Annotated in this window: 24 protein-coding genes, 1 tRNA gene and 1 pseudogene; 11 read left to right on the top strand and 15 right to left on the bottom strand. The window is 61.1% G+C overall.

Going from position 1 to position 26,397, the window contains the following annotated elements; genetic code table 11:
- The first annotated feature begins 11 nt into the window (after positions 1–11).
- Genes ACK2VC_RS02375 through ACK2VC_RS02365 form a run of 3 tightly spaced genes read left to right on the top strand, consistent with a single transcriptional unit; the run spans position 12 to position 3,956 of the window.
- Entirely contained in the window at positions 12–293 is a 282-nt protein-coding gene (locus ACK2VC_RS02375) for a sarcosine oxidase subunit delta (RefSeq protein ID WP_486731990.1), read from the top strand.
- On the top strand, positions 290–3,298 hold the full coding sequence (locus ACK2VC_RS02370) for a sarcosine oxidase subunit alpha family protein (protein ID WP_486731989.1): 3,009 nt from the start codon (positions 290–292) through the stop codon (positions 3,296–3,298). Before ACK2VC_RS02375 ends, ACK2VC_RS02370 begins: the two co-directional genes overlap by 4 nt.
- Complete coding sequence (locus ACK2VC_RS02365) at positions 3,291–3,956, top strand: sarcosine oxidase subunit gamma (protein ID WP_486731988.1); 666 nt, start codon at positions 3,291–3,293, stop codon at positions 3,954–3,956. Before ACK2VC_RS02370 ends, ACK2VC_RS02365 begins: the two co-directional genes overlap by 8 nt.
- Positions 3,957–4,053: 97 nt before the next feature.
- On the opposite strand, the gene ACK2VC_RS02360 is transcribed toward ACK2VC_RS02365, so the two are convergent.
- Both ACK2VC_RS02360 and ACK2VC_RS02355 read right to left on the bottom strand, forming a co-directional pair.
- Positions 4,054–5,106 carry a serine/threonine-protein kinase gene (locus ACK2VC_RS02360; RefSeq protein WP_486731986.1) on the bottom strand — a complete coding sequence of 351 codons (1,053 nt, stop codon included), beginning with the start codon at positions 5,104–5,106 and terminating at the stop codon, positions 4,054–4,056.
- 56 nt (positions 5,107–5,162) lie between these two features.
- Positions 5,163–6,317 carry a GNAT family N-acetyltransferase gene (locus tag ACK2VC_RS02355; protein ID WP_486731985.1) on the bottom strand — a complete coding sequence of 385 codons (1,155 nt, stop codon included), beginning with the start codon at positions 6,315–6,317 and terminating at the stop codon, positions 5,163–5,165.
- 77 nt (positions 6,318–6,394) lie between these two features.
- Here ACK2VC_RS02355 and ACK2VC_RS02350 point away from each other — a divergent pair, with 77 nt between their 5' ends.
- Positions 6,395–8,017, top strand: a complete 1,623-nt coding sequence (locus tag ACK2VC_RS02350) for an NAD+ synthase (RefSeq protein ID WP_486731984.1) — start codon at positions 6,395–6,397, stop codon at positions 8,015–8,017.
- Positions 8,018–8,114: 97 nt separating this feature from the next.
- Positions 8,115–8,453 carry a P-II family nitrogen regulator gene (locus ACK2VC_RS02345; RefSeq protein ID WP_486731982.1) on the top strand — a complete coding sequence of 113 codons (339 nt, stop codon included), beginning with the start codon at positions 8,115–8,117 and terminating at the stop codon, positions 8,451–8,453.
- Positions 8,454–8,632: 179 nt separating this feature from the next.
- Here the strand turns inward: ACK2VC_RS02345 and ACK2VC_RS02340 are convergent, their stop codons facing one another.
- On the bottom strand, positions 8,633–9,277 hold the full coding sequence (locus ACK2VC_RS02340) for a Smr/MutS family protein (protein ID WP_486731981.1): 645 nt from the start codon (positions 9,275–9,277) through the stop codon (positions 8,633–8,635).
- A 68-nt stretch (positions 9,278–9,345) separates the two neighbouring features.
- Positions 9,346–10,302, bottom strand: coding sequence for a thioredoxin-disulfide reductase (gene trxB / locus ACK2VC_RS02335; RefSeq protein WP_486731980.1), 957 nt, complete (start codon positions 10,300–10,302; stop codon positions 9,346–9,348).
- A gap of 284 nt (positions 10,303–10,586) precedes the next feature.
- Between trxB and ACK2VC_RS02330 the strand changes: the two genes are divergently transcribed.
- Together ACK2VC_RS02330 and lolA are read left to right on the top strand one after the other, a co-directional pair.
- Complete coding sequence (locus ACK2VC_RS02330; protein ID WP_486731979.1) at positions 10,587–12,920, top strand: DNA translocase FtsK; 2,334 nt, start codon at positions 10,587–10,589, stop codon at positions 12,918–12,920.
- Positions 12,921–13,068: 148 nt separating this feature from the next.
- Entirely contained in the window at positions 13,069–13,695 is a 627-nt protein-coding gene (gene lolA / locus ACK2VC_RS02325; RefSeq protein WP_486731978.1) for an outer membrane lipoprotein chaperone LolA, read from the top strand.
- On the opposite strand, the gene ACK2VC_RS02320 is transcribed toward lolA, so the two are convergent.
- The 7 genes from ACK2VC_RS02320 to ACK2VC_RS02290 form a co-directional block, all read right to left on the bottom strand.
- Positions 13,696–14,178 (bottom strand): hypothetical protein, encoded by a 483-nt coding sequence (locus ACK2VC_RS02320; RefSeq protein WP_486731977.1) that lies wholly within the window; start codon positions 14,176–14,178, stop codon positions 13,696–13,698.
- A gap of 165 nt (positions 14,179–14,343) precedes the next feature.
- Positions 14,344–14,967, bottom strand: coding sequence for a phosphatase PAP2 family protein (locus ACK2VC_RS02315; RefSeq protein WP_486731976.1), 624 nt, complete (start codon positions 14,965–14,967; stop codon positions 14,344–14,346).
- Between the two features lie 197 nt (positions 14,968–15,164).
- The gene (locus ACK2VC_RS02310) at positions 15,165–15,437 is read right to left on the bottom strand and encodes a cysteine-rich CWC family protein (RefSeq protein WP_486733308.1); all 273 of its coding nucleotides are present in this window, start codon (positions 15,435–15,437) and stop codon (positions 15,165–15,167) included.
- 58 nt (positions 15,438–15,495) lie between these two features.
- On the bottom strand, positions 15,496–15,819 hold the full coding sequence (locus ACK2VC_RS02305; protein WP_486731975.1) for a cupin domain-containing protein: 324 nt from the start codon (positions 15,817–15,819) through the stop codon (positions 15,496–15,498).
- An 86-nt stretch (positions 15,820–15,905) separates the two neighbouring features.
- Positions 15,906–16,916: an NADP-dependent oxidoreductase gene (locus ACK2VC_RS02300; protein WP_486731974.1), complete on the bottom strand. Its 1,011-nt coding sequence runs from the start codon at positions 16,914–16,916 to the stop codon at positions 15,906–15,908.
- A gap of 125 nt (positions 16,917–17,041) precedes the next feature.
- Complete coding sequence (locus ACK2VC_RS02295; protein ID WP_486731973.1) at positions 17,042–17,548, bottom strand: hypothetical protein; 507 nt, start codon at positions 17,546–17,548, stop codon at positions 17,042–17,044.
- Between the two features lie 102 nt (positions 17,549–17,650).
- Positions 17,651–18,145 (bottom strand): hypothetical protein, encoded by a 495-nt coding sequence (locus ACK2VC_RS02290; protein ID WP_486731972.1) that lies wholly within the window; start codon positions 18,143–18,145, stop codon positions 17,651–17,653.
- A 548-nt stretch (positions 18,146–18,693) separates the two neighbouring features.
- Here ACK2VC_RS02290 and ACK2VC_RS02285 point away from each other — a divergent pair.
- Positions 18,694–19,986: a replication-associated recombination protein A gene (locus ACK2VC_RS02285; RefSeq protein ID WP_486733307.1), complete on the top strand. Its 1,293-nt coding sequence runs from the start codon at positions 18,694–18,696 to the stop codon at positions 19,984–19,986.
- Positions 19,987–20,012: 26 nt separating this feature from the next.
- Here ACK2VC_RS02285 and ACK2VC_RS02280 read toward each other — a convergent pair whose 3' ends face one another.
- Positions 20,013–20,345: a DMT family transporter gene (locus ACK2VC_RS02280; protein WP_486731971.1), complete on the bottom strand. Its 333-nt coding sequence runs from the start codon at positions 20,343–20,345 to the stop codon at positions 20,013–20,015.
- A gap of 122 nt (positions 20,346–20,467) precedes the next feature.
- On the opposite strand from ACK2VC_RS02280, the gene serS reads away from it, so the two are divergent.
- Entirely contained in the window at positions 20,468–21,775 is a 1,308-nt protein-coding gene (gene serS, locus ACK2VC_RS02275) for a serine--tRNA ligase (protein WP_486731970.1), read from the top strand.
- 27 nt (positions 21,776–21,802) lie between these two features.
- Here the strand turns inward: serS and ACK2VC_RS02270 are convergent, their stop codons facing one another.
- Complete coding sequence (locus ACK2VC_RS02270; protein WP_486731969.1) at positions 21,803–23,683, bottom strand: EAL domain-containing protein; 1,881 nt, start codon at positions 23,681–23,683, stop codon at positions 21,803–21,805.
- A gap of 158 nt (positions 23,684–23,841) precedes the next feature.
- Between ACK2VC_RS02270 and ACK2VC_RS02265 the strand changes: the two genes are divergently transcribed.
- Positions 23,842–23,931, top strand: a tRNA-Ser gene (locus ACK2VC_RS02265).
- Positions 23,932–24,013: 82 nt separating this feature from the next.
- Here ACK2VC_RS02265 and ACK2VC_RS02260 read toward each other — a convergent pair.
- Together ACK2VC_RS02260 and ACK2VC_RS02255 are read right to left on the bottom strand one after the other, a co-directional pair.
- Positions 24,014–24,997, bottom strand: a complete 984-nt coding sequence (locus ACK2VC_RS02260) for a tyrosine-type recombinase/integrase (RefSeq protein ID WP_486731968.1) — start codon at positions 24,995–24,997, stop codon at positions 24,014–24,016.
- A gap of 68 nt (positions 24,998–25,065) precedes the next feature.
- Positions 25,066–25,110: pseudogene (locus ACK2VC_RS02255) on the bottom strand (hypothetical protein); the annotation flags it as partial.
- A 332-nt stretch (positions 25,111–25,442) separates the two neighbouring features.
- Here ACK2VC_RS02255 and ACK2VC_RS02250 point away from each other — a divergent pair.
- Positions 25,443–26,393, top strand: a complete 951-nt coding sequence (locus tag ACK2VC_RS02250) for a hypothetical protein (protein WP_486731967.1) — start codon at positions 25,443–25,445, stop codon at positions 26,391–26,393.
- Positions 26,394–26,397 lie beyond the last annotated feature (4 nt).

Raw genomic sequence — 26,397 nt, 5'->3', positions numbered from 1 at the left:
GGAGATCAATCATGCTGCAAATTACCTGCCCCTGGTGCGGCGCTCGCGAAGAAAGCGAATTCTCTTATGGCGGCGAAGCGCACATCGTGCGGCCGCTGGACACCGATGCCCTGAGTGACGAGCAATGGGGCAACTACCTGTTCATGCGCAAGAATCCGCGCGGCTTGCACTGCGAGCAATGGGTGCATACCTATGGCTGCCGCCGTTGGTTCAATGTCGTGCGCGATACCCTGACTTACCAGATCAAGACTGTCTATAAAGTGGGCGAACCCACACCCGGAGGCGAGCAATGACCCAAGAGAACCGGATCGGGCGCGGTGGCCGCATCGACCGCAGCAAACCGATCAACTTTCAGTTCAACGGCAAGCAGTACAGCGGCTTTCGTGGCGACACGGTGGCCTCGGCCCTGATCGCCAATGGCGTCTCGGTAGTCGGCCGCAGCTGGAAATACCACCGCCCGCGCGGCATCGTCGCCAGCGGCGTGGAAGAGCCGAATGCGCTGCTGCAACTGGAAACTGGCGCCCACACGGTGCCCAACGCCCGCGCCACCGAGCTGGAGCTGTACGAGGGCTTGCGCGCCTCCAGCGTCAATTGCTGGCCCAGCGTCGACTTTGACCTGATGTCGGTGACCGGTATGTTTTCGCGTTTCATGCCGGCCGGCTTTTACTACAAGACCTTCATGTGGCCGAAGAGCTTCTGGATGAAATACGAGCATTACATCCGCAAGGCATCCGGGCTTGGAGAAGCGCCGCGCGAACCCGACCCCGCCACCTATAGCAAGATGAACGTCCACTGCGATGTGCTGGTGGTCGGCGCCGGGCCGGCCGGGCTGGCGGCGGCGCTGGCAGCGGGCAGGGCCGGCGCGCGCGTGATCCTGGCGGATGAGCAAAGCGAACTGGGAGGCAGCCTGCTCGGCAGCCGCAGCGTGATCGATGACGAATTTGCCGATGCCTGGATCGCGAAGGCCGCCGCCGAACTGGCGTCGATGCCGGAAGTCCGGGTGTTGACGCGCAGTACCGTTTTCGGCTACCACGACCATAATTTTCTGACCATCAACCAGCGTCTGACTGAGCATCTGCCGTTGGCGCAGCGCATTGGGCCGCGCGAATGCGTCTGGCGGGTGCGCGCCCAACAAGTGGTGCTGGCCACCGGCGCGGCCGAACGGCCGCTGGTGTTCAGCAATAATGACCGGCCCGGTATCATGCTGGCCTCCGCCATCTCCGCTTACGTGAACCGCTATGCGGCGGCGCCGGGATCGAAGGCAGTCATCTTTACCAACAACGACAGCGCCTATCAGGCCGCTTTCGATCTGGTTGAAGCGGGTATTCCGGTGGCGGCAATCGTTGATACCCGTCCCAATCCGAACGGCTTCCTGCCAGCCTTCGCCCGCAAGCAAGGAATTGAAATCATTGCCGGTGCGGTGGTGGTCGATACCAGCGGCGGCAAGCGGCTGCGCAGTGTCAAGGTCATGGCGCTGGACGCCAAGGGCGACGCCGTGGCCGGCCCGGCACGGAGCATCGCTTGCGACCTGCTGGGTTTTTCCGGCGGCTGGAGTCCGGTCGTGCATTTGTTTGCGCAGTCCGGCGGCAAGGCACGCTTCGACGCCGCCAAGGCCTGCTTTGTGCCGGACGTCTCGGTGCAGGCCGAGCGGTCGGCGGGGGCTTGCAGTGGCAGTTTTGGCTTGGCCGATTGTCTTGCCGAAGGCACCGCGCGGGGCGCTGAAGCTGCCGCCCTGGCCGGATTTGGCGACGGCCGCGCAAGCCCGATCCCGGTGGCCGACCGTATTGTGGAAGAGCCGATCAAGCCGTTGTGGGTGGTGCCGGCGCCAAAGGCGATCGGACGCGTACCCAAGCAATTCGTCGACCTGCAGAATGACGTCGGCGCCTCCGATATCGTGCTGGCCGCGCGCGAAGGCTACCATTCGGTGGAGCACGTCAAGCGCTATACCGCGCTGGGCTTCGGCACGGACCAGGGCAAGCTCGGCAATATCAACGGTATGGGGATCCTGGCGCAGACGCTCGGCCAGGATATCCCCAGCACCGGCACCACCACCTTCCGTCCGAATTACACGCCGGTAAGCTTCGGTGCGATCGCCGGGCCAGATCAGGGCGATTTATTCGATCCGATTCGCAAGACCGCGATGCATCAGTGGCATGAACAGCATGGCGCGCTGTTCGAGAATGTTGGCCAGTGGAAGCGGCCCTGGTATTACCCGAGAAATGGTGAAACCATCCACGCTGCGGTCAACCGCGAGTGTCTGGCGACTCGCAACAGCGTTGGCATCATGGATGCTTCGACACTCGGCAAGATCGATATTCAGGGACCGGATGCAGCCGTCCTGCTGAACTGGGTTTATACCAACGCCTGGAGCAAGCTGGGCATCGGCCGCGCCCGCTACGGCCTGATGCTGGATGAAAACGGCATGGTGTTCGACGACGGCGTGACCGTGCGCCTGGCCGAAAACCACTTCCTGATGACCACCACTACCGGCGGTGCCGCGCGCGTCATGTCGTGGCTGGAGCGCTGGCTGCAGACCGAGTGGCCTCATCTGAAGGTGCATCTGACTTCGGTTACCGACCATTGGGCGACGATGGCGGTAGTGGGGCCCAATAGCCGCAAGGTATTGCAGGCGGTTTGCAAGGATGTCGATTTCTCGTCGGAAGCCTTTCCCTTCATGTCGTACCAGGAAGGTACCGTGGCCGGTGTGCCGGCGCGCATCATGCGCATCAGCTTCTCGGGCGAACTGGCATATGAAATCAATATCGACGCCAATTACGGCCATCATGTATGGCAGGCGGTGATGGCGGCCGGGGCCCAGTACGATATCACGCCTTACGGCACCGAGACCATGCACGTGCTGCGGGCGGAGAAGGGCTTCATCATCGTTGGCCAGGACACCGACGGTTCGGTCACGCCGATCGATCTCGACATGGGCTGGGTAATCGCCAAGAACAAGGACTTCATTGGACGCCGCTCGCTGAGTCGTTCCGATACGGCACGCGAAGGCCGCAAGCAACTGGTGGGCTTGCTCACCGAAGATCCGGCCGAGGTGTTGCCGGAGGGCGGCCAGATCGTTGATGACGCCACGGTGGCGCTGCCGGTGCCGATGCTCGGCCACGTGACATCCAGCTATTACAGTGCCTGCCTGGGCCGCTCGATCGCCATGGGACTGGTCAAGGGCGGGCTCAAGCGACAGGGTGAAACCGTCCAGATTCCGCTCGAAAACGGCCGCGTCATCAAGGCCGTGATTGCCAGCCCGGTATTCATCGATCCTGAAGGAGCACGACAAAATGTCTAAATCGATATTGAGAGAAAGTCCGCTGGTGCGCTTCAACCTCGCGGCCAGCAACGTCTCGGCCGCCGGCGCAGGACAGATCAGCGTATGGGAGCGAGCCTTCTGCGGCCACATTAACCTGCGCGGCGACCCGGCCGACACCGGATTTCTGGCGGCGGTGAAACACACGCTCGGCTTCGAGCTGCCTTTGCAAGCCAACACCATGAGCGAGGGCCAGGGTATGCGCGCATTCTGGCTGGGGCCGAACGAATGGCTGATCGTGACCGCCGGCGAGCAGGAGGCGGCCGTGGCGCGAGGTTTGCGCGGCGCGCTGGCTGGCCTGTTTTGCGCGGTAACGGAAGTCGGCGGCGGGCAGACCATCATTGCCTTGCGTGGGCAGCACGTGCGCGATCTGCTGGCCCAGGGTTGTCCGCTCGACCTGCATCCACGCGTATTCGGCCCGGGGCAGTGCGCACAGTCGCATCTGGCCAAGGCGCCGATTCTGTTCGGCCAGATCGACGCCGAACCGACGTTCGAGCTGGTTATACGCCGCAGTTTTGCCGATTACCTCTGGCTCTGGCTGCAAGACGCCGGGGCGCAGTACGGCTTGACGGTGGTCGCGCCGCCGGCCGCCGCAGCGTGGCTCGGCAGCGCCAAACGGCCGATGGTGGTGGCGCGATAGCTCGGCAAGCGAATCGAGTAGATCCCGAACCCGATTTGATGTTGAGGCAGGGCCGAAACGGAGTCGCGCCGAGCGGCGGAAGTTGCGGTTGCGGTGCTCAGCGCAGCAGGGTGGCGCCGGCGATCAGCAGGGCGCAAGCCAGCGCCGCGCAACTGAGCCAGAACAGTGCACCGTGCCGCTCGGGCGCCAGTTCATCGTCGCCGGCCGGCAGCACGCCGGGCAACTGGCGCCGGCCGCGCCGCTGCCGCGCCAGGTAATGCCGCAGGTCGAGCGCCATTTCGCGCGCGTGCTGGTAACGTTTTTCCGGGCGCTTGCTGATCGCCTTCATCGCGATTCGCGACAGTTCGGCCGGAATGCCGGGATCGATTTCGTGCGGCGTCGGTGGTGCCTTGTAGGCGATCATTTGCAGCAGCTCTTCCGCATCGCGCGCCGCGAACGGCTTGCGGCCGACCAGCATTTCGTACAGGACCGCGCCCAGCGAATAAATGTCGGTGCGGGCATCGGCCGGTTTGCCCAGCGCCTGCTCGGGCGACATGTAGTTTGGCGTACCGAGCAGATTCTGCTGGAATAGCGTGAACGGCTGGTCCGCGTTTTCCGCCTTGCCGGAGAGCCGGTTGGGCGCGCGCGCGATGCCGAAATCGACCAGTTTCGGCTGATTCTCGGCCTGCATGAAGATGTTCGCCGGTTTGATGTCGCGATGCACGACACCGTTCCGGTGCGCATACTCGAGCGCTTCGGCCAGCTTGCGCACGATGGCGGCAATCTCGACGTTTTCAAAGCGGGCGCCGCCATCCAGCAGCTTGTGCAGCTCGCGCCCCTGCAGGTACTCCATCGCGATGTAGGTCACGCCGCGCTCGTTCGAGGCGTCAAAGATGGTGACGATGTTCGGATGCGCCAGGCGCCCCGCGGCCCGCGCCTCATTGATGAATTGCTGCTCGTGCTGCTTGCGCTCGGCCGGGGTCAGGCGCGGATTGAAGGTCTTGATGGCGACGCTGCGGTCGATTACCGGGTCGTGCGCCAGATAGACCGAGCCGATGGCGCCGCGGCCCAGTTCGCGCAGGATGTGAAAACGCCCGATCCGGCTGGGCGCGGGCGGCGCGGCGGCGGTGGCATTCTGGGCCGGAAACGGCAGGGAAGTGGAAATTGCCATAATCCGCCAAGCATGCCTTGTCGTTGCGTAACTGGCAAGGAGTTGGTTGCCGTCCTCTAAATATTTCCGGGTTGCGCTCCCGGCCGAAACGGCGTGCGTTCATTCAGTTCATGCAGGTAGGCGGCAACCCCGCCGCTTTCCTGTTGCAGAAAGCGTTCGACCGCATCGGCAAAGGCCGGGTGTGCCAGCCAGTGCGCCGACCAGGTTTGCTGCGGCAGGAAGCCGCGTGCCATCTTGTGCTCGCCCTGGGCGCCACCCTCGAAGCACTGGATGTTTCTGGCGATGCAGAACTCCAGCGGCTGGTAGTAGGCGGTCTCGAAATGCAGGCAGGGTACGTCTTCCAGCGCGCCCCAATAACGGCCGTACAGGGTGCGTTCGGTATGGATCAGGAGCGAGCTGGCGATGGCGCGGCCGCCGCGTTCGGCCACGATCAGCAAGATATTGTGCGGCATGGCGGCGCCGATGCGCCGGAAAAAATCCAGGTTCAGGTAGGGTGTCGAATAATGCGCGGCGTAGGTATGGCGGTAGCAGCGGTTGAAAAAGGCCCAGTCGGCGGCGCTGGGATCGGCGCCGCCGACGTGGCGGAAGCTGACGCCGGCTTCGCGCACCTTGCGCCGTTCGGCCGCGATGTTCTTGCGTTTCTTGCGTTCCAGCGTCGACAGGAACTGCTCGAAATCGCGATAGCCCGGATTCAGCCAATGAAACTGGACGCCGCTGCGCAGCATGAAGCCGGCGCGCTGCAGGGCGACCGCTTGCGCCTGCGGCGGGTAGAGGATGTGGCAGGACGAGACCTCGCCGCTTTCCTGCAGGGTGCCGAGGGCGGCGAGCAGCGCGTCCCGGGCCGTCTGGTCGCATGCCAGCAGGCGCGCGCCGGTGACGGGCGTGAACGGAATCGCCGACAGCAGTTTCGGATAATAGTCGAGCCCGTTACGCCGATAGGCGTCGGCCCAGGCCCAGTCGAATACATATTCGCCATACGAATGGGTCTTCAGATACAGCGGCAGCGCCGCCTGCAACAGATCGCCGCGCCACAGCGTCAGATACTGCGGCTGCCAGCCGGAGCCGGCGGCCGCGCAGCCGCTTTCGTGCAGCGCATGCAGGAAGGCGAACGACAGGAAAGGATTGGCTTCGGGCTGCAGCCCGAGCAGCGCATCCCATGCCGGCTGGCCCACCGCTGACAGAGAGTCAATGATTCGCGTGCGATAATTCACTCGGAACAAATGCCTTGTTGTGTCACTTCGCCGCAGCGCATGCCGGACTCACTCGATCGCCATTCATTGCATCAACCATGACCGTTAAAGTTGCCATTGCCCAGATCAACAGCAGCGTCGGGGATTTCTCCGGCAATTGCAGCAAAATTCTCGACTGCGCGCGCCGGGCGGCGCAGCAGGGCGCGCAGGTAGTGCTGACGCCGGAACTGTCGCTGGCCGGCTATCCGCCGGAAGATCTGCTGCTACGTGATGCATTTTACGCAAAAAGCGCGCAAGCGTTGGCGGCGCTGGCGGCCGATCTGGCGCCACTATCCGGCCTGCACGTGGTGGTCGGCCATCCGCTGGCGCAGGACGGCTTGCGGCGCAACGCGGCATCGGTGCTGGTGAATGGAAACATCCTCGGGACCTATTGCAAGCATGAATTGCCCAACGCCGACGTGTTCGACGAGCGGCGCTATTTTTCGCCGGCCGATACGCCGTTTGTGTTTGCGGTCGGCGGTGTGCGGTTCGGCATCAATATCTGCGAAGACACCTGGTACCCCCAGGCGCCGGCGCGCGCGCGTGAAGCCGGTGCCGAAGTGTTGCTGGTGCTGAACGGCTCGCCGTTTCACATGGGCAAACAGCACGTGCGCCTGGATGCGTTGCGCAAGCACGTTGCGGCCGCGGGCATGGCAGCGGTCTATGTCAATCTGGTCGGCGGCCAGGATGAACTGATCTTCGACGGTAACTCGTTCGTGATGGATCGCGAGGGCGCCCTGTGCGCGCAACTGGCACACGCGCAGGAGGAATTGCGGATCATCGAATTCGGCGGGGTACAGTCACCCCAGCCGCGGCCGCAGCCTTTGCCGCCGCCGCAAAGCATCGAGGCCGAGGTGTACCAGGCACTGGTGCTGGGAGTGCGCGACTATGTCGGCAAGAATGGTTTTCCGGGAGTCATCGTCGGCCTGTCGGGTGGCGTCGATTCGGCGCTGGTGGTGGCGATCGCCGCCGATGCGCTGGGCGCCGAGCGGGTGCGCACGGTGATGCTGCCATCGCCCTACACGGCGGAAATTTCCTGGCTCGACTCGCGCGACATGGCGCAGCGGCTGGGCGTGCGCTACGACGAAATCCGCATCGATGACTGCTTCTCCGCCTTCCGCGCTACTCTGGCGGCGCAGTTCGCCGGGCTGCCGGAAGACACCACCGAAGAGAACATCCAGGCCCGGATTCGCGGCACGATCCTGATGGCGCTGTCCAACAAGACCGGGGCGATGGTGCTGACCACTGGCAACAAGAGCGAGGTCGCGGTCGGCTACTGCACGCTGTACGGCGACATGGCCGGCGGTTTCGCGCCGCTGAAGGACATTGCCAAGACGCTGGTGTACCGCCTGTGCGGCTACCGCAATACGCTGTCGGAGGTGATTCCGCACCGCATCCTGACGCGCGCGCCCTCGGCCGAGTTGCGGCCCGACCAGACCGATCAGGATTCGCTGCCGCCGTATGAAGTCCTGGACGCGATCATGCAGCGCTACGTCGAGGAAAACCAGAGCGTGGTCGAGATCATCGGCGCCGGTTTTGCCCCCGAGGATGTGACCCGGGTCACGCGTTTGATTAAAATAAACGAATACAAGCGGCGCCAGGGCCCGGTCGGGATTCGGGTCACGCACCGCGCTTTCGGGCGCGACTGGCGCTATCCGATGACGTCGAAATTTCTGGAATAGCTGGCAACGCGTGCGCCGACAGGGTAGCCTTTGCCGGTTGCCGGAAACGGCGTGCTGAGGTTTTCATTTCCGAGGGTTTAATTTTTTAGGAGTTTTCATGAAGCAAGTGACTGCCATTATCAAACCTTTCAAACTCGACGAAGTACGCGAGGCGCTGGCCGAGGTAGGAGTCGCGGGACTGACAGTGACCGAGGTGAAGGGGTTTGGTCGTCAGAAGGGCCACACCGAGCTGTATCGCGGCGCCGAATACGTGGTCGATTTCCTGCCCAAGGTAAAGGTCGAGGTGGTGGTGGACGATGCCGCGGTGGAAAACGTGGTAGATGCAATCATCAAGGCCGCGCGCACCGGCAAGATCGGCGACGGCAAGATCTTCGTACAAAACGTCGAGCAGGTAGTGCGCATCCGTACCGGCGAGACCGGCCCGGACGCGGTGTAGGCCGCGTACCGCCCGCATTTGCCAAAGCCGCGCATCCCGCCAGTGCGGGGCTGGCGGCTTTTGCATATGGCTACCGATGGCTGCTTGATAAAACCGGGAAATATGGGAGTATGACAAAAAATCGGCTATTTCCGCCCGATTTTCGAGCGGAGTTTAAAATGCTCCAGGCTGTATGTGATTCAGCCCGAAGCCTTCAATAGCACCACCAGCGCCCCGGAACCCCCATCCGCAGCCCTGGCCTGGCAGAACGCCAGCACTTCCTGCTTTTGCGCCAGCCAGTTGCGCACCCGGCCTTTCAGCACCGGTTCCTTGTTCACCGATCCCAATCCCTTGCCGTGAATCACGCGCACGCAGCGCAGCCCGCGCCGGGTCGCCTGGCGCAGAAATTCGGCCAGCGCCTCGCGCGCCTCGTCGCGCCGCAAGCCGTGCAAATCGAGTTGCGCCTGGATTACCCAATGGCCGCGGCGCAATTTGCGCAGCGTATCGGCGCCGATGCCGGCGCGCGCGAAACTCAATTCGTCGTCGGTCGCCAGCAGCGTCTCCGCCGTGAATTCGTCGGACAGCGATTCCCGCAGCGCCGCCTGCTCATCGGCCAGATGCTGGCGTGCGATCGGCAGCGGCCGCGGCGGCTGCGCCACGGCACGTTCGGCGCTTGCCAGCGGCGCCACCTGGCCGATGCTGCGCCGGAACAACTCGGCCTCCTGGCGCGCGGCTTCCTGCCGCCGCAGTTTTTCCGCTGCGGCTAGGCGGCGCGCCTCGTCCTGCGCTTTCAATTCCTGGCGCAACTCCTTGAGGGCGGCGAAATTCTTGATCGAGACAGGCATCGTGATTGACCTGAAATGCCGTTGATGCGATGGCGGTGCGGGCGCGATCCGCGCCACGCCACCCTGACTCAGCTAGTCAGCAGTTCCAGATACATCTGTGCGTCCAGCGCCGCCATGCAGCCGGTACCGGCGCTGGTGATCGCTTGCCGGTAGATATGGTCCTGGACGTCGCCGGCGGCGAACACGCCGGGCACGCTGGTGGCGGTGGCCATGCCTTTTTGCCCGCTGCGGGTGACGATGTAGCCGTTTTCCATGTCCAGTTGCCCTTCAAAGATCGCGGTGTTCGGCTTGTGTCCGATGGCAATGAAAACCCCGTGCGCGTTCATGGCCGAAATGCTGTCGGTGTGCAGCGAACGGAGCTTGACCCCGGTGACGCCGCTGTCGTCGCCGGTCACTTCCTCCAGCGTATGGTTCCACTTGATCTCGACCTTGCCGGTTTCGACCAGTGCCATCAGGCGGTCGATCAGGATCGCTTCGGCGCGGAACTTGTTGCGCCGGTGAATGACGGTGACTTTCGAGGCGATGTTCGACAGGTACAGCGCCTCCTCGACCGCGGTATTGCCGCCGCCGACCACCACCACTTCCTGCCCCTTGTAGAAGAAACCGTCGCAGGTGGCGCAGGCCGATACGCCCTTGCCCATGAAAGCGTGTTCCGACGGCAAGCCGAGGTATTGCGCCGAGGCGCCGGTGGCGATGATCAGCGCGTCGCAGGTATATTCGCCGGCGTCGCCGACCAGTCGCATCGGCTTTTCCGCCAGTTGCGCGGTATGGATATGGTCGAAGATGATTTCGGTGTTGAAGCGCTCCGCGTGCTGCAGCAGGCGCTGCATCAGTTCCGGGCCCTGCACGCCGAGCGCGTCGCCGGGCCAGTTCTCGACATCGGTGGTGGTCATCAACTGGCCACCCTGTTCCACGCCGGTGATCATCACCGGCTTCAGATTGGCGCGCGCGGCGTACACCGCGGCGCTGTAGCCGGCCGGGCCGGAGCCGAGGATCAATACTTGAGCATGTTTGGGAGTAGCCATAAAATCCGTGTGAGAGGCGAAGTGGGTAAAAATGCGGTGCCAAACCTTACAAATGCGGCCATACAGTGCAATTTCAAACGCGCCGCGATTGCAAGCCGGGCCGCGCCGGAACTGGGTAGGATTATAGACGACCCATCCCGCCGGCATCTGGTTCGGCCAAGTCCCAGCGTGCCGCATAATTCGCTTCGACAACATCGATTGGCACCCGCCGGGTGCATAATTCCACCACCCGGCGGATTCTGCTCTCGCCATTGGCCCGAACACAGCACCGTCCGCACCGACTTATGACTAAAACAACCCAAGGCTATACCCGCAATACTTCGGCGCCGCGCCCGCAACCGTTGCCGAGCCGGCTGGTGCGTCTGCTGTACGAGGCGCGCTGGCTGGTGCTGGCGGTGGCGACGCTATACCTGCTGATGGTCCTGCTCAGCTATTCCAAGGCCGACCCGGGCTGGTCGCATGCCAGTGCGGTGCCCAGGCTCGGCAATTGGGGCGGCCGGGTCGGCGCCTGGCTGGCCGATCTGCTGCTGTTCATCTTCGGCTTTTCCGCTTGGTGGTGGTGCGTGCTGCTGGGACGCTCGGTGTGGGGTGGATATCGGCGCCTGTCGCAGAAATTCCTGCTGCAAAAAGAGCCGGAGGCGCCGCACCGGCACGAGGGGCCGATCCGCGCCGTCGGTTTCATCCTGCTGATGAGCGGCAGCCTGGGGCTCGAATACATGCGCCTATACACGCTGAAGGTGCAATTGCCGCGCGCGCCGGGCGGGGTGCTGGGCGAGGTGATCGGCGCCGCCGCGCAGAGCGCGCTCGGATTTACCGGCGGTACGTTGCTGCTGCTGTTGCTGTTCTGCCTGGGTTTCAGCCTGTTTTTCCATGTTTCGTGGCTGGCGGTGGCCGAGCGCATCGGCGCGGCGCTGGAAAATACCGTGCTGTGGCTGCGCAACCTGTACGACGCGCGCCAGGATCGCCTGCTTGGCATGGTGGCGGCGGTCAAGCGCGAAGGCGTGGTGGTGCAGGAGCGCGCCAGAACGGTCGAGGCGGCGCCGATCCGGATCGAGCCGCAGGTGGTGGCGGTGCCGAAATCGGAGCGGGTGCAGAAGGAAAAGCAGGCGCCGCTGTTCCAGGAAATGCCGGACACCAATCTGCCGCCGCTGTCATTGCTGGACGATGCGCCGCCGGCGCAGCAAACCGTCAGCGTCGAAACGCTGGAATTCACCAGCCGCCTGATCGAGAAGAAACTGTCCGACTTCGGTGTCGAAGCCAAGGTGGTGGCCGCCTATCCCGGCCCGGTCATCACGCGCTACGAAATCGAGCCGGCCACCGGCGTCAAGGGCAGCCAGATCGTCAACCTGGCGCGCGACCTGGCGCGTTCGCTGTCGCTGACCTCGATCCGGGTGGTGGAAACCATCCCCGGCAAGAACTACATGGGACTGGAATTGCCGAACCCGAAACGGCAGATCGTGCGCCTGACCGAAATCCTCGGCTCCAAGGTCTACAACGACAGCCATTCGAGCCTGACGATTGCGCTCGGCAAGGACATCGCCGGCAACCCGGTGGTGGCCGACCTGGCCAAGATGCCGCACCTGCTGGTGGCGGGCACTACCGGTTCCGGCAAGTCGGTCGGCATCAATGCCACCATTTTGTCGTTCCTGTACAAATCGGACCCGAGCCAGATCCGGCTGATCCTGATCGACCCGAAAATGCTGGAACTGTCGATCTACGAAGGCATTCCGCACCTGCTGGCGCCGGTCGTGACCGACATGCGCCAGGCCGGCCATGCATTGAACTGGGCGGTGGGCGAGATGGAGCGGCGCTACAAGCTGATGAGCAAGCTGGGCGTGCGCAACCTGGCCGGCTACAACGCCAAGATTGCCGAGGCCGAGAAAAAGGAAGAGAAAATTCCCAATCCGTTTTCCCTGACGCCGGACGCGCCCGAGCCGCTGGAAAAACTGCCGACCATCGTCATCATCATCGACGAACTGGCCGACCTGATGATGGTGGTCGGCAAGAAGGTGGAAGAACTGATTGCCCGTATCGCGCAAAAGGCGCGCGCCGCCGGCATCCACCTGATCCTGGCCACGCAGCGGCCGTCGGTCGACGTCATCACCGGCCTGATCAAGGCGAATATCCCGACCCGCATCGCATTCCAGGTCAGCAGCCGGATCGATTCGCGCACCATTCTGGACCAGATGGGCGCTGAAACGCTGCTCGGCATGGGCGACATGCTGTACATGCCGCCCGGCACCGGCCTGCCGCTGCGCGCGCACGGCGCCTTCGTCTCTGACGACGAAGTGCACCGGGTGGTGGAACACCTGAAGGCGCAGGGCGAGCCGAACTATATCGAAGGCATCCTGGAAGGCGGGGTGATGGAAGACGGCGCCGAGGGCGCCATCGGCGAGGCGGCGGGCGGCGGCGAAGCCGATGCGCTGTACGACCAGGCGGTGGCGGTGGTGCTGAAAAACCGGCGCGCCTCGATTTCGCTGGTGCAACGCCATTTACGCATCGGTTACAACCGCGCGGCGCGCCTGCTGGAACAAATGGAACAAAGCGGACTCGTATCCACCATGCAATCCAACGGCAACCGCGAAATCCTGGTGCCGGCCGGGAATTCCGCAGAATAGAAACCACGAAGGAAAAATTTTGAATCAGACGCAAAACATTCAGCGGCCGCACGGCGCCGAGCGAAAACATGGGGTCGGAGTTTTTTTTTCGACGGCCCCATCGTCGAAAAATTACTCTGACCCTATTTTTCGCGGACTATCAACGAAGTTGATTCGCGCGACGGCCCTTGCCCTGGTCGCACTCGCACCCGCATTCGCCCACGCCAGCGCGCTCGACCAGTTCAAGTCCTTCGTCGCCGGCACCCAATCCGCCAAGGGCGAATTCACCCAGCGCCTGGTCAAGACCGATGCCTCGGGCAAGGAAGCCAAGGTTTCCACGCCATCCAGCGGCACCTTCATCTTCGCCCGCCCCGGCAAATTCATCTGGCTCTACCAGAAACCTTACGAGCAATTGCTGCAGGCCGATGGCGACAAGCTCTATATCTACGACAAGGACTTGAACCAGGTTACGATCCGCAAGCTGGGCGACGCGCTCGGCTCGTCGCCGGCCGCGATCCTGTTCGGCAGCAACGACCTGGAAAAGAACTTCACGCTGAAGGAGGCCGGCAGCAAGGACGGCATGGAATGGCTGCAGGCGACCCCGAAGGCCAAGGACACCACCTTCGACCAGATCGGCATCGGCCTGAAGGATGGCGTGCCGCAGGCGATGGAATTGCGCGACTCCTTTGGCCAGGTGTCGCTGCTGACGTTTTCCAGATTTGAAAAAAATCCGCCACTGCCGGCGCAGCAATTCAGGTTCGTGGTGCCGAAGGGCGCCGACGTCTTCAATAACTAGCTACCACGCGAACAAATTGCCGCCGTGGCTGCCGGCTACCGCGCCGGCGACCGTCACCAGGCTGAGGGTCAGCAACACGACATGCAGGCGCTGGATGCGCAGCATCAGGCCATGCGGATCGCGCTGCACGCTGCGCTGGAACACCCGGCGCAGCACGAACGGCTCCAGCACGAACAGCATCAGCGTGAAAACCGCCCACACCGCCACCATCGCGTGCAGCCACCACTGATCCGGCTGCGCGAAGCGGCCCCAGCCGTTGCTCAGATATAGCATGTAAAACCCGGACAGCCCGGTCGCCAGCGTGGCGCCGCGCGCCCACCAGGCAAAGCGGCCCTCGGCAAGTTCGAACAGCCGGTGCCGGTTGGCGGCGTCCGGAAGCGTGCGCACCGCCGGCAGCAACACCAGCGTGACGAAGGCGACGCCGCCGATCCAGATCACCACGCCCAGAACATGCAGGACGCGGCTCCACAGCCAGGCATTCATCTCGTTTCCTTTCGAATTCGTTCCTAACCCCGTGTTGTGCAAATATACTCCATCAGATTACGCCTTTTTCCGCAGATAGAATAGCGGTATTGTCCATATACCCCATCTATTTGTGTTCCGCATTACGCGACAGGCCGGTGCCGGTGCCGAGCATGACCGCTTGGATTAGCCGGCCCGCGCGGGTTTTTGCGCGGATTCGCTTGAATGGGCGGAAAGAGCCCGCATCGCAATCCATGCGCTGAACCCGCCGCACAAATAGCCGGCGATAACGTCTACCGGGAAATGCGCGCCGACGCCGATTCTCGAAATACCAACCCAAGCGACAAAAAAGACCAGCAAGGCACGCAGCGGAACGCGGCAGTGCGGCCACAGAGCGGCAGCAAGCGACATCGCGAACGCCGAATGCCCGCTTGGGAAGCTGTAGCTGGTTTCCGGCTCACCGAGAATACGAATCGACGCAGACGGCATGGCCAGGGGCGGGCGTGGCATTTGCAGCCCCAGTTTGAGAAGTGCCACAAAAAGTGCGGCAAGCGCGTAACCAGCCAGGAATGCGAGCAAAAACCGGGAAATCGTGTCGCGCCCGGGCAGGCAGCGGACGCGTGGCGCCAGTTTGGGCGATGCCGGCACCGCATACAGGATTGCCGCCGCGCCCACGACCCACGGCAAGTTCCAGAAGTCGCCAAGCAGGCTGCCAAGCAGCATGAGGTGATCGACCACGACACCGTGACCGCCATTCACCGCAAAGAACAGGGGTTGATTCAGGCCGAACAAGTCATACAGCGTATGCATAGGCTAAAAAGCGCAAAAATTTGACGGGAGAGGCATGCCCGGCCGGAGCCCTGCCGAGGACGAATTGCTGCCGAGCCGCGTCCAGAAGCGGGAGTGGGTATGACGCCATCAAGGGATTTCACGCAGCCGGATTTTCACCCGGACGCAAGCATTAGCTTGCCGGCGAACTTGGGGTCGAAGAGGGGAGCGCTTAGCCGTCAGCATTTAATCGCTTTCCTTCCCGAATTGCCTCGACGGCTGGTCGCATGACCTGCGCCGGGTATGACCTTGACGCCGGCTTCCAGCCCGGCGGCGCAGCGAGGGCACAAGCAAGCGCGGTTGACGAGATGCGCCGGGACGCGCGCGAGCGCATCCCGGCTTACTGCCGCCGTCGTGCACCAGCATGCGGTATCGAGGCTGCCGGCCTTGGCCGGAGCGCATTGGTTGGCGCCGCCGCAGAGGGGGCACAGGTTGTTGGGTAATACTTGCATTTTTTCAGCCATGTTGTGACAGGTAGCGCGGCCAACGCCGCCCAAGTGGTTGGAATTTTCAGGCGACGACCGGCGACGGATGCAGGTGGACTGCCAGCCAGAGAGCGCTGTTCGACGTCTTCTCGACCCGATGGGGCACGCCCGCCGGGATGAACAGATAGTCTCCCGCATTCAGCGCAAACGTTTCCCCGGCCATGCTCAACACTGCCGTGCCTCGGATCAGCAGAACCCATTCATCCTGTTGCTGCAGATATTCGGCCGGCTCGTTTTCCGCCGAACTGACGATCCGCTCGACGACCAGGTTTTTGTGGCTCAGCAGCGTTTCGAATTTCTCGCCCCGGACAGGCGGTTCGGCGTCGAGGAACAGGTTGCCAATATTCATGAAGGATGTGCGTCGGTGTAGGTTGGATGCCGGTTTTTTTGCCGCTCCGGGAAGTCTTTCTGGCCGTTCTACCCGTCATATACGATTCAGCTCGACATGCTAACAACGACTTTTCCTTTCGCCCTGCCACCCTCAAGGTAGGCCAGCGCCTCTTTTACTTTGGCGAAGGGGAATACTTGGTCAATGACCACCTCTATCTTCTTCGCGTCGATGAGGGCAGCAATCGTTTCAAGATCGGAACCGCTCGGGTGCATGAACAGGTAGCGATAACGGATACCGTGTCTGGCGGCAGTGCGACGTGTGCTGAAACTGGCGGCCCAGAAAAGTGCCGCCAGCGCACCACCGCGACCAAGGTCGCGCCGGGCCGTCTCTGGTTCGGGCATGCCTGCAATCGACACCACGGTTCCCCCGCGTTTGACCACTGAAAAGCTGCGAGCGAGATTGTCGCCCCCGAGCAGATCAAAGGCTGCGTCGTAGTCATGGAGCACATCTTCGAATCGCTCACGGGTGTAGTCGATCACCACGTCGGCACCGAGTCGCCGCACCAGAGCTTCGCCGCGCGGCGAGGCCGTGGTAGCAACCTTCGCACCGAAATGCTTGGCGATCTGGATGGCGAATGTGCCGACACCGCCAGCCCCACCGGAGATGAAGACGCGCTGGCCGTCCTTCAACCGGAGTTCATCACGGAGTGCTTGAATCGCGGTAAGGGCAGCCAGTGGAACTGCGGCCGCGGCTTCAAACGCGAGCGACGCGGGCATCTTCGCAAGGTAGTCTTCCCGCACGACGGCCAGCTCGGCCAGCCCGCCCATGTTGTCCTTGTCGAGCCGTGCATAGACGTGATCGCCAACCGAGAAGCGCGTTACGCCGCTACCCACCGACTCAACCACGCCAGCGATCTCATTGCCCATCACCGCTGGGAGCGGGTAACGACGGATCAGCTTGAGCTTGCCTTCCCTTGTCTTGAAGTCGACCGGATTCAGCCCCGCCGCACGAACTCGAACCAGAACTTCGCCAGGCCCGGCCGAAGGAGCCGAAACACCGTCCCGCAGCTCGGTGGCCTCAGGGCCTCCGTATCGCGTCAACATTAATGCTCGCATGGGGTTTGCTTCATCAGTAGAAGGGGGAGTGTACAAGCCGCCTAACATTGTAGGTAAGGGGCGTCCCGCTTGCTGGACGTCCAGCGGAGGCCGAAGGCCGCAGCGGTCTTGAATTGTTAGGGCGTCTAAGTGCCACGAATTTCGCCAATTTTATATATTGCATCTCTTATAAAGACGGAGATATTCATAAGATCAGAAATGCAGCCGCCTTTGAATCCACTCCTCTCGTATGGGTAGCGCGCCTCAATAAATGAATTCGAGAATTTACTTAGAGCATCCTCAAAGGATGAAAAGCTTTGTGCCAGAAGGCTGCTCGGGAACTCTGCCTCAACTTTACTCTTGATGTGATCTGGAATCTTTGAGTACAGCTTGTCGAATCTGTGCTCATGCGTGAGACACTTTGTAAAACCTTGGTATGTAGTGCTGCCGTCTTCATGAACCAAGAACGGAATCAAGTCGTCTTCAGCAAGGTAGGATTTCAAGTAAAGCTCAATAGACAGCGCCACATTGACAACAAATGGATAAGGCCAGTCAGTCCCTTCTGGCCTTTGCTCAAGAAGAAGCTCCCCTGTTTTAGCAAACGCATTTGCCGTTGTTACGACATACATTTTTGGTAGTGAGTTGCGTGCCATTTTTAGCCCCAACGTTTGAATTCACCGGCGCTACGCGGCTTCATCGCGAAGCGTCCGGTGGAATGATGGGTTGGGCATCGCGTGGCCACAGTGGCCCGATACCTACAGTTGAACTGAGAGTTGCCAGTTCATTGATTTCGTCCGTGCCAAGATCTCGGGCACGGAAGTGAGAAGTAGCTCCCCCGACACATTGTTGTATAGAGCCACACGGTGTCTTTCCTTCAGTGCTTCGGAGGCGGCGATCTCGCCTTCGGTAAGGGCAAAGAAGAAGCCAGTGAAACCAGGGCGCACCCGCTCTTGATTGGCGGTCTTGATTTCGATGAAGGTCATTCTTGGCAGAGCTGAACTAACCGTAACGGGATCAGTAAAGTCAATTTGTTCAGCAGTTGGAAAAGCAACGGCGTCAAAGCTTGACCCCTTAATAACCAACCCAGTCTCTGCCAAGGCGGATAACAGGACTTTCAGGCCAGCACCCCGTGGCCGAGGAACCCAGTGTTCCATTTCGGCCAAAGCACTAAGCTCGCCGGACGCACCACTTTGATTTGCCATCCGAGCAAGGTGCTGACGCTTAGCCGTGATTACTTCGAGCGGATTCATCGAGATGCCCGACGTTCAGTATACGCCTGCAAAGGTGTATACATTTTTAATGATAGGTTTATAACAAACACAAAATGTAATAACCATTTGATTTTTATGGCTGTTTTTCTGAGATGATACCTTTTCCTGAATCTGCGAAGCCTCCCAAACTGCTGGACTAGTTGCGAGATTAACTCCTGCTTCGCCACTATAGTATCAGGACGGAAACACAATATATCCATTGGACAAGACGTTTTGTGTTGTGTCATGGCAAACGTTATTCGCGCGATATGGGGGTGCCGAGGTGGAAGCGTTTTTCACGCATCTGGCGGTGGAAGGGTGAGTGGCTGCTGCCACGCAAAATCAGGCGCTGTCGGCGCTTTTTTTGTACCGCGAGATGTTGGGGTAGGATTTGCCGTGGATGCGGGATGTGGTGCGCGCCAAGCCCCCGGCGCGGCTGTCGGCAGTGCTTCGTACGCGCACGTGGCAACCACCATGATTTACACTCACGTGTTGAACAAGGGCGGCCATGGCGTCGCTAGCCCGCTGGATAATTTATAGACGTGAACATTCCTCATATCCCTTTGGCCGAGAGCCTGCGGCCCAAGACACTGAACGACGTGATCGGCCAGCAGCATCTGCTCGGCCCCGGCAAGCCCCTGCGCGTCGCTTTCGAGTCGGGGCAGGCGCATTCGATGATCCTGTGGGGACCGCCGGGCGTCGGCAAGACCACGCTGGCGCGGCTGATGGCGGACGGCTTCCATGCTGAATTCATCGCCTTGTCGGCGGTGCTGTCGGGCGTCAAGGATATCCGCGAGGCAGTCGAGCGGGCGCAGGTGATCCGCGCCAATTCCGGCCGCCGCACCATCCTGTTCGTGGATGAAGTGCATCGCTTCAACAAGAGCCAGCAGGATGCGTTTTTGCCGCATGTCGAAAGCGGCCTGTTCACCTTCATCGGCGCCACCACTGAAAACCCGTCGTTCGAGGTGAATGGCGCGCTGCTGTCGCGCGCCTCGGTGTACGTGTTGAAATCATTGTCGGACGACGATTTGGCAACGATGCTGGAGCGCGCCTGCACCACCGAACTGGCCGGCCTCGGCTTCACCGATGACGCCAAAGTCAGCCTGATCGCCAGCGCCGATGGCGATGGCCGCAAGCTATTGAATAATCTTGAAATCGTCGCCCGTGCCGCCGAGGCGAAGCGGCAAACCACGGTCGATGCGGCACTGCTGGCGCAATCGCTGGGCGACGCCCTGCGCCGCTTCGACAAGGGTGGCGATGCGTTTTACGATCAGATTTCAGCCTTGCATAAGTCGGTGCGCGGCTCCAACCCGGATGCCGCGCTGTACTGGCTGGTACGCATGCTGGACGGCGGCGCCGACGCGCGCTACCTGGCGCGGCGCCTGATCCGCATGGCCAGCGAAGACATCGGCCTGGCCGATCCGCGCGCCTTGCGCCTCGCGCTGGACGCGGCCGAAACCTACGAGCGGCTCGGCTCGCCGGAAGGTGAGCTGGCGCTGGCCGAAGCGGTGATTTACCTGGCCTGCGCCGCCAAATCCAACGCCGTCTATAACGCCTACAATGCGGCGCGCGCCTTCATCGCCAAGGACAAGTCGCGCCCGGTGCCGGAACATTTGCGCAATGCGCCGACCAAGCTGATGAAGGAACTCGGCTACGGCAAGCTATACCGCTATGCACACGATGAGCCGGACGCCTACGCGGCGGGCGAAACCTATATGCCGGAAGGAATGGCCGAGCCGCACTGGTACGCGCCGACGCCGCGCGGACTGGAAGGACGGATTGCGGAAAAGCTGGCGTATCTGCGCTCGCTGGACGAGGCGGCGAAACGGGGAAAAAAGTAGGAACGTTTTAGCCGAACGCCCGCTGCTCAGTGTGATACCGACTTGGAAAACAGGTTCAGCATCAGCACGCCGGCAATGATCAGCCCGATGCCGAGCAGCGCCGGCACATCCATCGACTGGCCGAGAAACAGCCACGCAATCAGGGCGATCAGCGTGACGCCGGCGCCGGACCAGATCGCATACGCGACACCAACCGGGATCGTGCGGAAGGTCAGCGACAGGAAGTAAAACGAAATCGCATAGCCGGCGACCACCAGCAGCGACGGCCAGAGCCGGCTGAATCCCTCGGATGCCTTCAGGGCGGTGGTGGCGATTACTTCGCTGACGATGGCGACCGTGAGAAAAAGCCATTGCTGCATGACGTCGCTCCTGTGTTGGTGGCGCATTATCAGGGGCAGGCCGGCGTCCGTCAATACGGCGCCATTCGGTGCGCTGGCGCCTTGTTACAATGGCGTCTTCCTCATCAATGCAACGTTTTCCCATGATCGACATTCAACTTCTGCGCAAGGACATCGAGAGCGTCGCCGCCCGCCTGGCAGCGCGCAAATTCAAGCTGGACGTGGCCGCCTTCAATGCGCTGGAAGCGCAGCGCAAGCAGATCCAGACCCGCACCGAGGAATTGCAGGGCAGGCGCAACAGCCTGTCCAAGCAGATCGGCGTATTGAAAGGCAAGGGCGAGGATGTGTCGGCGGTGATGGCCGAGGTGGCCGGCATCGGCGACGAACTGAAGGCGTCGGCGCAGCAACTGGATCAGGTCCAGACCGCGCTCGGCGATTTCATGCTGGCACTGCCGAACTTGCCGCACGAGTCGGTGCCGCTGGGAGCGGATGAGGGCGCGAATGTCGAGGTGCGCAGGGTCGGCACGCCGCGCAGCTTCGATTTCGAAGTGCGGGACCATGTCGATGTCGGCGCCCCGCTCGGGCTGGATTTCGACGTCGCGGCCAAATTAACCGGTTCGCGCTTCGCGGTGATGAAGGGTGGCGTCGCACGCCTGCACCGGGCGCTGGCGCAATTCATGCTCGATACGCATACAGAGGAGCATGGCTATACCGAGTGCTACACGCCGTACATCGTCAATGCCGACTCCCTGCGCGGTACCGGCCAGTTGCCGAAGTTCGAGGAAGACCTGTTCGCGGTGAAGAAGGGCGGCCAGGACGGCGAAGTCGGCGCCGAGCATGCGGCGCTGTATCTGATCCCGACCGCCGAAGTGCCGCTGACCAATATCGTGCGCGATGAAATCCTCGTTGCGGATGCGCTGCCGATCAAGATGACCGCGCATTCGCCGTGTTTCCGTTCCGAAGCCGGCAGCTACGGCCGCGACACGCGCGGCATGATCCGCCAGCACCAGTTCGACAAGGTTGAGATGGTGCAGGTCGTCCATCCGGAGCAGTCGTATGAAGCGCTGGAGCAGATGGTCGGCCACGCCGAAGCGATTTTGAAAAAGCTCGGTTTGCCGTATCGCGTGGTCACGCTGTGCACCGGCGACATGGGTTTCGGCGCCGCCAAGACCTATGACCTGGAAGTCTGGCTGCCGGCGCAGAACACCTATCGCGAAATCTCCTCGGTGTCGAACTGCGAGGCGTTCCAGGCGCGCCGCATGCAGGCGCGCTTTCGCAATGCGCAGGGCAAGCCCGAACTGGTGCATACGCTGAACGGTTCCGGCCTCGCGGTTGGCCGCACGCTGGTGGCGCTACTGGAAAACTACCAGCAGGCCGATGGCAGCGTCGAGATTCCGGAAGTGTTGCGGCCGTACATGGGTGGTCTGACGCGGCTGGCGGCGCAGGACTGAGCGGCGCTGTTTCGATCCGCGCCGCGACTAACCTTGCGGCGCGCAACGGCGGTCGATGAACAGGCTATTGCCGTGGATTTTCTTGGATTGCCGCTTCGCCTCCGCGGCCGCGGTGGCGATCTGGTGATGCGAATAGTATTGCCCCGGTTCCACCTTGACCACGCCGAGCGACAGGCTGGTGAGCGGGTGGAACACCTTCTTGCCTTGCCGGTCTTCCGTCAGATAGCCGCCGCGCTCGCGATCCTCGATGCTGAAGTACTCCTGGATTTCCTGGGCAAACGCGTCCAGGATCGCGCGGCAGCGGCTTTCCCAATCCTCGCTCTGGAGCAGCACGATGAAATCGTCGCCGCCGATGTGGCCGACGAAATCCTGGTTCGGATCGCAGAATTCGCTAAGGATTTTTCCGGTGAGCTGGATCACGTCATCGCCCTTGCGATAGCCGTAGACGTCGTTGAAGGGCTTGAAATTGTCCAGGTCGCAGTAGCAGGCAAAGAAGCGTCCGCCATCCTGCAGCAGGCGCTCGACGTGCTCGTTGGTTGGCACGTTGCCAGGCAATTGCGTGAGCGGATTGGCGTGGCGCGCGGCATTGATCTGCATCTGCATGATTTCGCGCATCAGGTCGTGCCCGGTGCCCATGCCCAGATATTGCCCGCCGTCGGTGATGATGAAGCCGTTGAACAGGTGCTGCGGATCGCCTTCGACGATGATGTGGGAAAGATCCTGCAAACTGGTGCCCTTGTCCGCGATCAAGGGATTCGGGTCCATGAAGAATGTGCAGGATTTCTTGCCGTACAGCTCGCGCTGGTAAGGGCGCGCCAGGCGATCGATCATGGTGTAGCGGTTGATCAGGCCGATCGGCGAGCCGTTATCGACCACCGGGATGATTTGTAGTTTCGGGCTGCCGAGGAACAATTCGTACACATCGTTGTTCTGCATCTCCGGGGTTGCGATCGGCACGATTCGCAACAGTTTCAGCGCGGTTGGCCCCCGCATACCAAGCTGTGCTTTTACAGGGGAAACCGGCAACGCGTTGCGGTTCAGCGTTTTGACGATTTCGGCCGATAGCGCGGTCGCCGGCTTGCTGTTTGGCCGTGCGATGTGATAGCCCTGGCCGCAGGCGATGCCGAGCTCGCGGATCAGGAGCAACTCGGCCTGGGTTTCGATGCCTTCCGCGATGGCGACGGTGCCGGATTTTTCCGCGATTTCCTGGATCGAGCGCACGAACTGGCGCTTGACCGGATCGTGGTTGATGCCCTGGACGAAATGCATGTCGATCTTCACATACTGCGGCCGCAGTTCGGACCACAGCCGAAGGCTGGAAAAGCCTTCGCCCAGATCGTCGATGGCGATCTGGAAACCCATGTTGCGATAATGCGTGGCCGCCTCGCGCAGCAATTCGTAGTCGTAGGTCGGCTGGCTCTCGGTCAATTCAATGATTACGCGATTCGGGTTGATGCCGATTTCGTGGATGTAATCCAGGGTTTCGCCATGCCTGGCCTGCGGGTGCAGCAGGCATTCTGGGCTGACGTTGAGGAACAATTTGCCGGGCAACGTGAGCGCGGCGAACTGCTCCAGTACGATGCGTCGGCACAGGTGTTCGACCGTGACGCTCAGCCCGTTGGCACCAGCCACCTTGAACAGATTGAGCGGCGAGTGCAGCGGGCTGTCGGACGGGCCGCGAATCAAGCCTTCATAGCCGAGAATTTCGCCGCGCCGAATATCGATGATCGGCTGGAACAGGGCATACAGCAGGCGCTGTTCGATTACCTCGTTCAGCCGCGACAATAACTGCCAGCTTTCGCCTTCGGGTTCCGGATTGGAGGAGACGATCGCAGCAGGGCGACTGAGGATTGACGCCGGCCTTGTAGGTGCGGCATGCGGCACCGGGACGCGGGATAGGGATTGCATTTCGGAATCTTAGGCGTACTTTGTGACAACACCGTGAATCGCAACGTGGCGGTATGGGGTGTCAGCGGGTTGCAACACGTTAAAGCTTTTGGAATTTCAACGGGTTCTGATATAATCGTGCGCTTTGCTGCTGACCGTGCGGCAAAGCGACCGAACTAGGAGAGGTGGCAGAGTGGTCGAATGTACCTGACTCGAAATCAGGCGTACGGTTTCCCGTACCGTGGGTTCGAATCCCACCCTCTCCGCCAGTGTTCATGCGGGTTCCCGCAGAAATGAAAAGCCGCTTATAGCGGCTTTTTCATTTTGGATGTGGGGGAAATTTTGTCCAACTCACGCAGCCCGCCGGCCGATTTTGCCGATTGCATCGGCCAGTGTACCCACGGCTAGATGCGCATAGCGCTGGGTACTGCGCGAATCCTTGTGGCCCAGTACACGACCAACTGTGTACAGGTCGACGCCGGCATTAATCAATTCGCTGGCGGCGCTGTGGCGTAAGTCATGCAGATGCAGATGGCCTAGCCCGATGCGACGTACCGTGCGCGTGAATGCTCGCTGAATAGTGATCTTGGCAGTCGACTGGTCGAAGCGGGTTGCCGCGCTGGAAATCTTGGGATGGATCGGCACCAGCCGCGGTTCACCATTCTTCGTGTCGGCCAAGACGAAATTCCCACCGCGAATTGAGAATTTTAGGATTTCGCTCAAGCGCATGCCGCTGTAGAAGGCGATGCGAAATGCCCGACGTGAATTCCAGTTGCAGCAGGCTCGAACAATCCCGATCATTTCCAATCTGGATATGTATTCCTGCCGCTCGTTCTTAACGGTCGGGATGATCACCCGTGCGGCCGGGTCTTGCTCGCACATGTTGTGCTTCTTCCATGCGTAGCGGCAAGCTGCGACCAAATACCGGATTCTGTTGCGCAGTGATGCCGGGGAAAGCGGCCCTTTGTGGTTTTCGTTTTCGCGCACTGCCTTCGCCGCATAGAATTTGCACGCATCCGGCAAGGCGGTAATTGGGCGGCCTTGGTAGGCGAAGAACATCAAGCCCAGTTCTTTGGCGACATTCTTCCCTGTTTTCAATAAGGGAAGGCGCTCTTTCACATAAACGTCGACAGCGTCTTCGATGGAGTGCTCAGCGCGTTCGACTTTTGTTGCGATAGCGTAGAGCCGTGCTGATTCCTGCCGCTCGAAGCCGTCCGCTTGGGATTTATTCCAAGTTTTCGGAAGGTGTTTTCGAGTCCTGACCCGCTGGCCCTCGATACGGCGGTCGAACTCAAAGACGAAGCAACCACGCGTTTTGTCTCGATATATCGGCATGATGCCTCGTAATTTATGACGTCCAAGCGATTGAAATTGATCCGCCGTCCGATCCGGAAACACGGGATCGGGCCGTTGGGTGCAGCTAAATCATATAACTTCCGGGCTGACACTCCGAGAATTTCTGCCGCTTCGCTGGCACTGATTTTTTCCCGATTCACGCAGCCACCTTCACTTACGTTAAACGGCGCCGCCAACCGAGAAACGCGGCCGTCCGAACGTTTCTTCGTCGTCCAGGATGAGATCTGGATTCGCTTTTATCCAGCGCATAAACTCAACAACCGATGAATCATCCGATTCTTGATATACGATTTCACTTTTAAGAGACACCATGTTATATTTTTCCTCTCGCTCGCCTGCCGCTGTGAATAGAGGGTATCGTATATTTTTGAAACCGGCAAATCAGAATTCTTATAAGATACTTCACTAAAAGATACTAAGGAAAATGAAGCCAAATCCGAGGTTATCCGCTCTGAAACACGAGATCCCGGTCCTGTTAGAAGCCGCTCGTGCCGGCAGCAAAAAGGGCTCCCTTTTGTCGCTTTGCGAAGAGTTAGCGCCGCTCCTGTCGATGACTGCTCCGGCGACCTTGCGGCAGCAGTGGCTGCGGTGGACCGCAGGTGCTCCGCGGTTGAGGTTGGTCAGCAGCGGGTCGAACACGGCACCAAAAACGCAGCAGGTACCTACGCTCGACAATTTGACCAGGATCTACAAAGAAGCTGTTGAGCGAGGCTGGATAAGAGCCCGCGTGTCCAACGCCGAAGAATTATGTGACTTCTTAGTTGACGAATCTGCGAGGCGCCAGGCGGAGATGACTGACAGAATTAGACGGAGGCGGAAGGCCGGCGTAAATGCGTTTGTCGATAGGCTTGTGCTGGATTTTCTGTGTGACGATGCCTTCAATGCCCAGCTATGGCAGACGCTACCGGTCGGCATTGGTGAAACGCTTTCCACGGCGCTGGTAAAGAGCCTCAGAAAGCGACTCGTTTTTGTTCCGCCGAAAACATGGCGGTATGAGAGCCGGCGCCCGTCGGCGCAAGCGCAGAATGCGGCACGCAGAGCAAAGGCAAGAGCATACAACGGGCACGCCAAAGCGGACGTGTACGCTGCAACCGCAAGCATGCTGAATGACATTGCTGAAAATTTCGCGTATCAGCTCACAGAGTACGCGAAGGAAATTCGCGAGATGGAAGAACGTGCTAAAGCGGAACATCTAGCCGCGGCGGCTCTGCTTGACGATTACGATGAGACGGCGGCTGACGCATTGGAAGACGATGCCAGCGAAGACGCGGCGCAGGGGCCAGAGTCCCAGCAGCCGCGAAAAAATGGGCCATTCACGGTGGATTCGAATGGGCGCTGGGCACTGAAGAAGCCGCCGGTAGTGCAAAAGAAATAAGACA

Source organism: Herbaspirillum sp. WTB6 (assembly GCF_057457785.1).
Note: the sequence above shows the minus strand (reverse complement) of the source record. Positions and strands in the feature narration are given on the sequence as shown.

Bases quoted from the DNA above. Each gene is read 5' to 3' on its own strand.
- ACK2VC_RS02375 (WP_486731990.1), top strand. From the start codon at position 12: ATGCTGCAAATTACCTGCCCCTGGTGCGGCGCTCGCGAAGAAAGCGAA.
- ACK2VC_RS02370 (WP_486731989.1), top strand. From the start codon at position 290: ATGACCCAAGAGAACCGGATCGGGCGCGGTGGCCGCATCGACCGCAGC.
- ACK2VC_RS02365 (WP_486731988.1), top strand. From the start codon at position 3,291: ATGTCTAAATCGATATTGAGAGAAAGTCCGCTGGTGCGCTTCAACCTC.
- ACK2VC_RS02360 (WP_486731986.1), bottom strand. From the start codon at position 5,106: ATGGCAATTTCCACTTCCCTGCCGTTTCCGGCCCAGAATGCCACCGCC.
- ACK2VC_RS02350 (WP_486731984.1), top strand. From the start codon at position 6,395: ATGACCGTTAAAGTTGCCATTGCCCAGATCAACAGCAGCGTCGGGGAT.
- ACK2VC_RS02345 (WP_486731982.1), top strand. From the start codon at position 8,115: ATGAAGCAAGTGACTGCCATTATCAAACCTTTCAAACTCGACGAAGTA.
- ACK2VC_RS02340 (WP_486731981.1), bottom strand. From the start codon at position 9,277: ATGCCTGTCTCGATCAAGAATTTCGCCGCCCTCAAGGAGTTGCGCCAG.
- trxB (WP_486731980.1), bottom strand. From the start codon at position 10,302: ATGGCTACTCCCAAACATGCTCAAGTATTGATCCTCGGCTCCGGCCCG.
- ACK2VC_RS02330 (WP_486731979.1), top strand. From the start codon at position 10,587: ATGACTAAAACAACCCAAGGCTATACCCGCAATACTTCGGCGCCGCGC.
- ACK2VC_RS02320 (WP_486731977.1), bottom strand. From the start codon at position 14,178: ATGAATGCCTGGCTGTGGAGCCGCGTCCTGCATGTTCTGGGCGTGGTG.
- ACK2VC_RS02315 (WP_486731976.1), bottom strand. From the start codon at position 14,967: ATGCATACGCTGTATGACTTGTTCGGCCTGAATCAACCCCTGTTCTTT.
- ACK2VC_RS02310 (WP_486733308.1), bottom strand. From the start codon at position 15,437: ATGCAAGTATTACCCAACAACCTGTGCCCCCTCTGCGGCGGCGCCAAC.
- ACK2VC_RS02305 (WP_486731975.1), bottom strand. From the start codon at position 15,819: ATGAATATTGGCAACCTGTTCCTCGACGCCGAACCGCCTGTCCGGGGC.
- ACK2VC_RS02300 (WP_486731974.1), bottom strand. From the start codon at position 16,916: ATGCGAGCATTAATGTTGACGCGATACGGAGGCCCTGAGGCCACCGAG.
- ACK2VC_RS02295 (WP_486731973.1), bottom strand. From the start codon at position 17,548: ATGGCACGCAACTCACTACCAAAAATGTATGTCGTAACAACGGCAAAT.
- ACK2VC_RS02290 (WP_486731972.1), bottom strand. From the start codon at position 18,145: ATGAATCCGCTCGAAGTAATCACGGCTAAGCGTCAGCACCTTGCTCGG.
- ACK2VC_RS02280 (WP_486731971.1), bottom strand. From the start codon at position 20,345: ATGCAGCAATGGCTTTTTCTCACGGTCGCCATCGTCAGCGAAGTAATC.
- serS (WP_486731970.1), top strand. From the start codon at position 20,468: ATGATCGACATTCAACTTCTGCGCAAGGACATCGAGAGCGTCGCCGCC.
- ACK2VC_RS02270 (WP_486731969.1), bottom strand. From the start codon at position 23,683: ATGCAATCCCTATCCCGCGTCCCGGTGCCGCATGCCGCACCTACAAGG.
- ACK2VC_RS02260 (WP_486731968.1), bottom strand. From the start codon at position 24,997: ATGCCGATATATCGAGACAAAACGCGTGGTTGCTTCGTCTTTGAGTTC.
- ACK2VC_RS02250 (WP_486731967.1), top strand. From the start codon at position 25,443: ATGAAGCCAAATCCGAGGTTATCCGCTCTGAAACACGAGATCCCGGTC.